Source organism: Immundisolibacter sp., from assembly GCF_041601295.1.
In the GTDB taxonomy this organism is placed as follows: Bacteria; Pseudomonadota; Gammaproteobacteria; order Immundisolibacterales; family Immundisolibacteraceae; genus Immundisolibacter.
Map to the genome: position 1 here is coordinate 1 of NZ_JBFIII010000108.1, position 8230 is coordinate 8230.

7 protein-coding genes and 1 pseudogene are annotated in these 8230 nt (G+C 65.6%); 6 read left to right on the forward strand and 2 right to left on the reverse strand.

Translation table 11 applies throughout. From position 1 onward, the window contains the following. From ABZF37_RS12350 to ABZF37_RS12360, 3 genes and pseudogenes are all read left to right on the forward strand, one after another. Nucleotides 1-251: pseudogene (locus tag ABZF37_RS12350) on the forward strand (3-deoxy-7-phosphoheptulonate synthase); the annotation flags it as partial. 117 nt (nt 252-368) lie between these two features. Then, entirely contained in the window at nt 369-1877 is a 1509-nt protein-coding gene (locus ABZF37_RS12355) for a 4-hydroxyphenylacetate 3-hydroxylase family protein (RefSeq protein ID WP_372720344.1), read from the forward strand. 78 nt (nt 1878-1955) lie between these two features. Then, nucleotides 1956-3149: an acyl-CoA dehydrogenase family protein gene (locus tag ABZF37_RS12360; protein WP_372720346.1), complete on the forward strand. Its 1194-nt coding sequence runs from the start codon at nt 1956-1958 to the stop codon at nt 3147-3149. Between the two features lie 31 nt (nt 3150-3180). Here the strand turns inward: ABZF37_RS12360 and ABZF37_RS12365 are convergent, their stop codons facing one another. Further along, complete coding sequence (locus tag ABZF37_RS12365) at nt 3181-4185, reverse strand: PdxA family protein (RefSeq protein WP_372720348.1); 1005 nt, start codon at nt 4183-4185, stop codon at nt 3181-3183. Between the two features lie 122 nt (nt 4186-4307). After that, a complete protein-coding gene (gene dusA / locus ABZF37_RS12370; RefSeq protein WP_372720350.1) occupies nt 4308-5327 on the reverse strand; it encodes a tRNA dihydrouridine(20/20a) synthase DusA in 1020 nt (339 codons plus the stop codon). A 172-nt stretch (nt 5328-5499) separates the two neighbouring features. Here dusA and ABZF37_RS12375 point away from each other — a divergent pair, with 172 nt between their 5' ends. The 3 genes from ABZF37_RS12375 to ABZF37_RS12385 form a co-directional block, all read left to right on the forward strand. Further along, nucleotides 5500-5736, forward strand: a complete 237-nt coding sequence (locus tag ABZF37_RS12375; protein ID WP_372720352.1) for a CDGSH iron-sulfur domain-containing protein — start codon at nt 5500-5502, stop codon at nt 5734-5736. A gap of 80 nt (nt 5737-5816) precedes the next feature. Further along, the gene (locus tag ABZF37_RS12380; RefSeq protein WP_372720354.1) at nt 5817-7763 is read left to right on the forward strand and encodes an acetoacetate--CoA ligase; all 1947 of its coding nucleotides are present in this window, start codon (nt 5817-5819) and stop codon (nt 7761-7763) included. A gap of 107 nt (nt 7764-7870) precedes the next feature. Then, nucleotides 7871-8230, forward strand: a 360-nt coding sequence (locus ABZF37_RS12385; protein ID WP_372720356.1) for a hypothetical protein, incomplete at its 3' end; no start/stop codon positions are given.

Below are 8230 nucleotides of genomic sequence, written 5' to 3' on the forward strand. Positions count from 1 at the left end.
ATTGCAGCAAGAAGCCCGAGCTGCAGGGCCTGGTGTTGGAAAACTGCGTCAACCAGATGCTGGAAGGCAATCGCTCCATCGTCGGCTTGATGCTGGAGAGCAACATTGAGGCCGGAAACCAGCCGATCCCCGAGGATCTGACGCAGCTGCGCTACGGCGTGTCGGTGACCGATCCGTGCATCGACTGGCCGACCACCGAATCCTTGCTGCGCGCGGCGCACCGCAAACTGTCGGCGGCGCTATCCGCATGACCGCGGTCATGCGCGTCGGCGTGATGGCTTGCCCGGTTGTGTCCGACGACTGACAATCCAGCGACGATAACAATCGCCGGAGCCACTTGATGCCCGGCCGGCTGGAGGAGAACAGGGATGGGCATTCGCACTGGGGCTCAGTACATCGCGAGCCTGGCTGACGATCGGGCGCTTTACATCGCGGGCCAGCGGGTGCGGGACGTGACCCGCTACGCGCCACTGGCCGGCATTCTGGGCAGCGTCGGCGAGCATTACGATTCATTTCACGACCCGGCGCTACAAGCCGATTACACCTTTGCCTCGCCCAAGGACGGCAAGCCGGTCAGCAATTCCTTTCTGGCAGCGCGTACCGTGGACGAAGTGCAGCAGCGCGTCCGCGGCGAGGCTGCGCGCAAGGAAGCCACCTATGGCCTGATGGGCCGCCTGCCGGACTTCATGAATGCCTTCGTCACCGACGCGGCGGTGATTGCCCCACACGTGCTCGGGCACAAGGACAAAGCGTTCGCCGACAACGCCATCCGCTACTGGGAATATTGCCGCGACGAGGACATCTGCCTCACCCACACGCTGGCTGACCCGAAGCGCGATTACAGCAAGGATATGTCGGCGCAACGCACGCTCAGGGCCGTGCGCGAGACCGATGCCGGCATCGTGGTCAGTGGTGCGCGCATGCTGTCCACGCTGGCGGCGGTCAGCAACGAACTGTGGGTTGGGCCGTTCATGCCGCGCCGGCCGGGGGAGGAGGAATACGCCCTGTGCTTTGCGGTGCCGGTGGCGACGCCGGGCCTCAAATTCCTGGGCCGCGAAAGCTACGCCCGTGGCGGCAGCCGTTACGACCGGCCGCTGGCCGAACGCTTCGACGAGGGCGACGCGCTGGCGGTGTTCGACAACGTGCTGGTGCCCTGGGAGCGGGTGTTCATCTATCGCGACCTCGTTGCCTACAACATGATGGCACCGAGCTTTCCGGGATACCTCCTGCTGCAGGCCAATTTGCGCGGCCGGGCCAAGCTGCGCTTCATGACGGGCCTGGCGTGCAAGATGGCCGACGTACTGGGGCGCAGCGAATTGCCGCACTACCAGCAACTGCTTGGCGAGTTCCTGGCGCTGAACGAGATTGCTGACGGCTTGGTGGAAGCCTCCGCCAGTGAGGTGGTGGTGAACGCCCAGGAAGAATTCGCCAAGCAGGCCGATCCGAACTTCGTGCTGGAAGATGTGGCGCGCGAGACGGCCTCCCTTTTCGCTTCGCCCAATCGCGGCATGGTCGGCATCTCGATGCTGCGGTTTTTCCTGCCCGAAGTGAACACCAAGGTCAACGAGCTGATCCGCCTGATGGGCAGCTCCAGCCTGGTGATGACGGTGACCGAAGCGGATTTCGCCAACCCGGACACCGCGGCCGATCTTGAAACCTATATGTCTGGTGCGGGCGCCAGCGCCCGTGAGCGGGTGCAGGTCATGAAGCTGGCCTGGGACGCCGTGGCTGGCGAGTTCGGCGGCCGACAGGAAATCTATGAGATTTTCTTTGCCGGCGATCCGTTCCTGTCGCGGCAATTGCATTTCCATACGCCGCGCCGCGCTCAGTACCAGTCGCAAGTCGATCGGCTGCTGGGCGAGAGTGACGCCGGCTGATCGTTACATTGTTTTGTCTGGTGCCGGCCCGGTAACGGGCTGACGAGCAGGCACACGCCCAATCAAGGAGTTTTTGCCATGTCGAGTTCGAGTATCCCAACCGTCCAGGAGCTGATTGGCCGTGCCCGCGACCTGGCGCCTGTCATCGCCGGGCGCGCCCTGGAGTGCGAGCGCCTGGGCCGCCTGCCGGACGACAGTTTTGCCGATTTTCGCGATGCCGGCTTCTACCGCATCCTGCAGCCGAAGCGTTTTGGCGGTTACGAGCACGACATGTACACGCTGCTCGAAGTCACGCGCGAGATCGGTCGCAGCGGCTGTTGTTCCAGCGCCTGGGTGCTGGCGATCCTGGCCATCCACAACTTTTATCTGGGCTACTTTCCACCGCAGGCGCAGCAGGACATCTGGGGCGAAGACCAGGACGCCCAGTCCTGCACGCCGTTTGTGCCGTCCGGCACGATCACCAAGGTGGCCGGCGGAATCGAGATCCGGGGCGGTCGCTGGACCTTTGCCAGCGGCTGCGACCACGCGCGCTACGCTCTGTTGGGCGTGCTGGTGGACGATGACCACGGCGGCCCGCCGGAATATTTCCAGTGCGTGGTGCCGGTCGGTGACTACCAGATCGACCACACCAGCTGGGACGTGGTGGCGCTCAAGGGCACCGGCAGCAAGGACATTACGGTCACCGAGTGTTTCGTGCCCACGCATCGCATGTTCTCGCTGAGCAAGGTGGCGCAGGACATCGCGCCGGGGCGCGAGATCAACACCGCCCCCCTGTACAAGCAGCCGTTCTTCGCGGCGTCCGTGTGCTCGCTGATTGCGCCGGCCTGGGGCGCCGCGCAAGCAGCCCTTGCTGCCTATGAGGACCGCTTGCAGTCGCGCATGATGGTGTTCGGCGCCGGTAAACAGGCTGACAAATCCACGGCCCAGCTGCGCCTGGTGGAGTCAGCCGCCGAGATCGACGCCGCGGGCCTGCTGATCAAACGCAACTGCGACGAGTTGAAAGCACTGGCCGATGTCGGCACGCAGTCAACCAAAGTCCTGCGCGCGCGCGCCTTGTTCGAGGGCGCCTACGCCACCACAATGCTGACCCGCTCGGTGGAGCGCCTGTTCGTGGCCAGCGGCGGCAGCGCCCTGCATGAGGGCAACGTCATCCAGCGCTGCTGGCGCGACATTCATGCCATCAACAGCCACGCCGGCATGAACCTGGACAACATGGGCGAGCTGTACGCCCAGGTGCGCCTGGGGCAGGACATTGATCACGGGCTGATCTAGCAGAGGGTTCTGACCACCTGGCGCCTGGCTCTCAGGCGGCTGCCGCATTCGGCGCGTTCGGAAAACCCCTGCCGGCTGCCAGGTTGGCGGTGAGTTTCAGCGCTTCGAGCATGTTGTCGGCCTTGGCCACGCCCTTGCCGGCGATGTCGTAGGCGGTGCCGTGCGCCACCGAGGTGGATATGTACGGCATGCCCAGGGTGACCGAGCAGTTGCCCAGGAAGCCCCAGGTCTTGATGGCGATGTGGCCCTGGTCGTGCGACATGGCGAGCACGACGTCGTATTGCCCCTCGATGTTCTGACGGTAGACGGTGTCCGGCGAGATGGGGCCGGTCACGTTGATGCCCTTGGCGCGGGCCATTTCCACGCCCGGTGCGATCTCGCCCTGGTCTTCCGGCCCGTAGGCATGGGGATTCCAGCCCGATACGGCGATTCGCGGTGCCTTGATACCCCAGCGCTCGAAGTTCTGCTGGGTTGCCTCCAGTGCGTGCAGGACCAGGTCTTTCTTGATCAGGTCACAGACCTCGCGTACGTGGCGGTGGTGCACCATGTGTACCACCCGCAGCGGACCGGTAATTACCAGCAGATAGCTGGCGTAGGGTTGGGGTTCGACCAGTTTTTCGATTTCATCCCAAGCGCCAGCCAGCTCCAGCGCGGTGGTGTTGATCACGCCCATGACGAAACCCTGGGCTTGGCCGCGTCGGCACAAGGCATCGGCCTCGACCACCCAGTCCAGCTGGGCACGGCCGCTGATTGCGGTTGCCACGCCGGGGGTGACGTTCCCGGGCGCGAGCTTGCCGCTGTCGAGTACGTCAATGCAACCGGGATCGTGCCCGGCTTCGGTCATGCGGGTGACCCGGCGCACGCGAAGCCCGGTACCGGCGACCTTGTTGGCCATCTCCATCGCTTCCGCCGATCCGACCGCCACCGGGCGGGCCAGAGGATGGATCTGGCCGCTGGCAAGAGCCTTGCACAACACCTCGGGGCCAATACCGCCGGGGTCTCCAATCGATATCACGATGGCGGGTTTGTCGGTCATGTCTGCGCTCCCTCGTTCGCCGATCAAGGATCAGTGGCCGGTTGTCTGCTGTGCATCTTCCCTCCGCAAGGGGACCGAAGCGAGTTTCGCCTGGGCAAGCGCTGAATGAATCAGCGGTTTCCCTAGCCGATACTTGCCGCACGTCGGTCAGCATCGGGCACCACCCGGCGCGCGGCGCGCAGCAGCACCGCCGCATCGTCGGTCTGCGGCGCGGTCTCGCTCAAGGTGCGACGCCAGGCGCGAGCACCCGGCTCGCCCTGAAACAGGCCCAGCAGCGGTCGGCTCAATGCGGTCAGGGGCGTGCCCATGCTGAACTGGCTCTGCAGGTACTCCAGGTAATGTTCGAGTACTTCGGCGCGGTTGGGGCTGCTGGCGTCGTCGCCGAAAATCAGGCGGTCGGCGGGCGCCAATATCCAGGGCGAGTGGTAGGCGGCGCGGCCGATCATGACGCCGTCCACCTGCCGCAGGTGGGCGAGAGCCTGCTCAAGGTCGACGATGCCGCCGTTGATGACGATCTCCAGGTCTGGCCGCAGGCGCTTCAGCCGGTGCACGGTGTCGTAGCGTAGCGGCGGAATTTCGCGGTTCTCGCGCGGCGACAGGCCGTCCAGCCAGGCTTTTCGGGCGTGTACGGTGAATTGCCGGCAGCCGCTGGCAGCGACTGCCTCGACGAAATGAAACAGATCCTCGTCCTGGTCGCTGCGGTCGATGCCGATGCGACATTTCACCGTCACCGGCAGCTGTACCGCCGCCTGCATGGCCGCCACACAGTCGCCGACCAGATTGGGCTCGGCCATCAGGCAGGCGCCGAACCGCCCGGCCTGCACCCGGTCAGACGGGCAGCCGATGTTCAAATTGATCTCGTCGTAGCCAAAATCAGCCCCGATGCCTGCTGCGCGCCGCAGCTGGGTCGGATCGCTGCCGCCCAGTTGCAGCGCCACCGGATGCTCTGCCGGGCTGTAGCCGATCAGGTAGTCCGGGTCACCGCGCAGCAGGGCCTGCGCCGTCACCATTTCGGTATACAGCAACGTGTGGCGAGAAATCAGGCGCAGCAGGTACCGGGCGTGGCGGTCCGTGCAGTCCATCATCGGCGCCACCGACAGACGGCGTGACAGCGCAACGGGACTGGAACAGACAGGCGGCAAAAGCGTTTTCCGGGCAGGCGACTGTGGGCGGGCATTGTGCCAGCATCGGCCGGACGTGCTTGACACTGCCGCCCGGGCCGTGTTCCATCGGTCGGCGCGTTGGCCGGGCGGTGTTCCGGCGCCGCGGCGAAACCTTAATAGCTATCCACGCGAACCACGCAGGGAGTCCGACATGTCCGATCCGCAGGTTGCCCAGAAGAGCCCCTACGTCGAGGAAACCGAGCCCGGTACCTACTGGTGGTGTGCCTGCGGCAAGTCCGGGGATCAGCCGTTCTGTGACGGCGCGCACAAGGGTACGGCCTTCACGCCTCTGCAGCACGAGGTCACGCAAACCGCCACCCTGGCCTGGTGTGGCTGCAAGCACACCAAGACGCCGCCATTCTGTGACGGGTCGCACCGCGCGCTGTAACTAGGCACCCCGCCCTCATCTTCTCTCGCGCCCGCGTTTTCCAGCACGAAAACGCGGGCGCGGCTGTTTCGGAAACCGCCATGAGCCAACTGACCGGCCCCCTGTGGCGGCCGTCCGCGCGTCGCGTCGCCGCTGCCAACCTGACGGCCTTCATCGACCGCTATCTGCCAGGCGCTGATTACGCGCGGCTGTACGACTGGTCGGTGGCGGAGCCGGCTGCCTTCTGGGCCGCGGTGTGGACGTTTTGCGGCATCGTCGAGCACGCGCCGGCGCAGGCGGTCCTCGAACACGCCGAGCGCATGCCGGGGGCGGTGTGGTTTCGCGGCGCCAGGCTCAATTTCGCCGAGAACCTGCTGCGCTACCGCGATGACCACCCGGCGCTGGTGTTTCGGGACGAGACCGGCGCGCGGCGCGCGTTGAGCTATGCGCAGCTTGCCACCCAGGTCGGCGCCATGACGGCGGCACTGCGCAGTTTCGGCGTGCAGCCCGGTGACCGGGTGGCGGGGTATTTGCCGAATATTCCGGAGGCGATGGTCGCCATGCTGGCGGCGGCCAGCCTGGGTGCCGTGTGGTCGTCCTGTTCGCCTGACTTTGGCGCCCGGGCGGTGCTGGACCGCTTCGGGCAGATTGCGCCCAGGGTGGTGTTCGTCTGCGACGGCTATCACTATAACGGGCGCCCGCAGGACCGCCGCGAGGCGGTGGCGCAGATCCTGGCCGGTCTGCCGACGGCCCGGCAGGTGGTGGCGGTTTCTTGCGGGGGCGGCCGCGTGCAGCAGGCACCGGTGCCGCTGCATGACTGGGATGCGCTGCTTGCCACGCACGAAGGCGCTGAGCCGACGTTCGCGCCGCTGCCCTTTGACCACCCGCTGTATGTCCTGTACTCGTCCGGCACCACCGGCGTGCCCAAGGGCATCGTGCACGGCGCGGGTGGAACGCTGTTGCAGCACCGTAAGGAACACACGCTGCATACGGACCTGAAGCGGGCGGACCGGATCATCTACTTCACCACCACCGGCTGGATGATGTGGAACTGGCTGGCCAGTGCCCTGGCCACCGGCTGCACGCTTATCCTGTACGACGGCGCGCCGTTCGCGACGCCCGGTGCGTTGTTCGACATCGCCGAGCAGGAGGGCGTGACTGTGTTTGGCACCAGTGCCAAATACCTGGCGGCGGCCGAGAAGGCTGGTCTGAAGCCGGCCCAAACCCATGATCTATCCGCCGTGCATACGGTGTTGTCGACCGGTTCGCCCCTGGCGCCGGAGGGGTTCGACTACGTCTACCGGGACATCAAGGCCGACGTGCTGCTGTCGTCGGTCAGCGGGGGCACCGATATTTGTGGCTGCTTCATCGCCGGCAACCCCATCGGCGCGGTTTACCGCGGCGAATTGCAGGCGCGAGCGCTGGGCATGGCGGTACGCGTTTACGACGATGCTGGCCACGAGTTGCTGGCCGGGAAGGGCGAACTGGTCTGCGTGCAGCCCTTTCCCAGTACGCCGGTCGGTTTCTGGAACGACCCGCACGGTGCGCGCTATCGGGCGGCTTATTTTGAAAAATTTCCGGGCGTGTGGTGCCACGGCGATTACGTCGAGTTGACCGGTCGTGGCGGCATGATCGTGCACGGCCGCTCGGACGCCGTGCTCAATCCCGGCGGCGTGCGTATCGGCACCGCCGAGTTGTACCGTGAGGTGGAGCGTTTCGCCGAGGTGCAGGAGGCGGTCGCGGTCGGCCACGAAATCGACGACGACGTCGAGGTGGTGCTGTTCCTGCGCCTGGCGCAGGGGCTGGCGCTCGACGACGCGTTGCGGCAACGCCTGCGCACGGCCATCCGGGTCGAGGTCAGCCCGCGCCACGTGCCGGCCCGGATCATCCAGGTGGACGACATCCCGCGCACCATCAGCGGCAAGATCGCGGAACTGGCGGTGCGCGAGGCCATCCACGGCCGGCCGGTAAAGAACCTCGATGCGCTGGCCAATCCGCAGGCCATCGTGCACTTTCAAGGCTTGTTTGGTGTCCCCGCGGCCGGCTAGGGAGGCGCTGAAGTATTCAGTGTTTCCCGCAGCGCACGGATGCGCTGCCCAAAGCAGTGGCTGTAAGCCAGTGCTTTTGTGAGCCATCGGAAAACCACGCTTTTGCGATGGCGGGCGCTGACAAATCCAGGACGGATTTATTCGGCGCTCCCCCAGGGGCACTGGAACACATTCATCCCGGACTGCTCAAGCGCCAGAATCCGAGAACCATTGAGGCAGGAGGCCGCCGCGCGCTGCCTCACCTTCAGATGCGCGCCGTCCCGGACGAAAGCTGGCCCGCCCGCTTTCGTTCGTCGGTGATCAGCGCAACCAGAGCGCTGAGGCGATGGCTGTCAAATTGCCGTCACTTGGCCCTGGGAGTCCCGACCGTCGACTCTCTGCTGCTGCTCTCCTCGTCGGCCGTCGTTCGCGACACCTATCAGAGGATTATGGGCAGCACGGACAGCGAATCGGCGCTGTCCAACTAC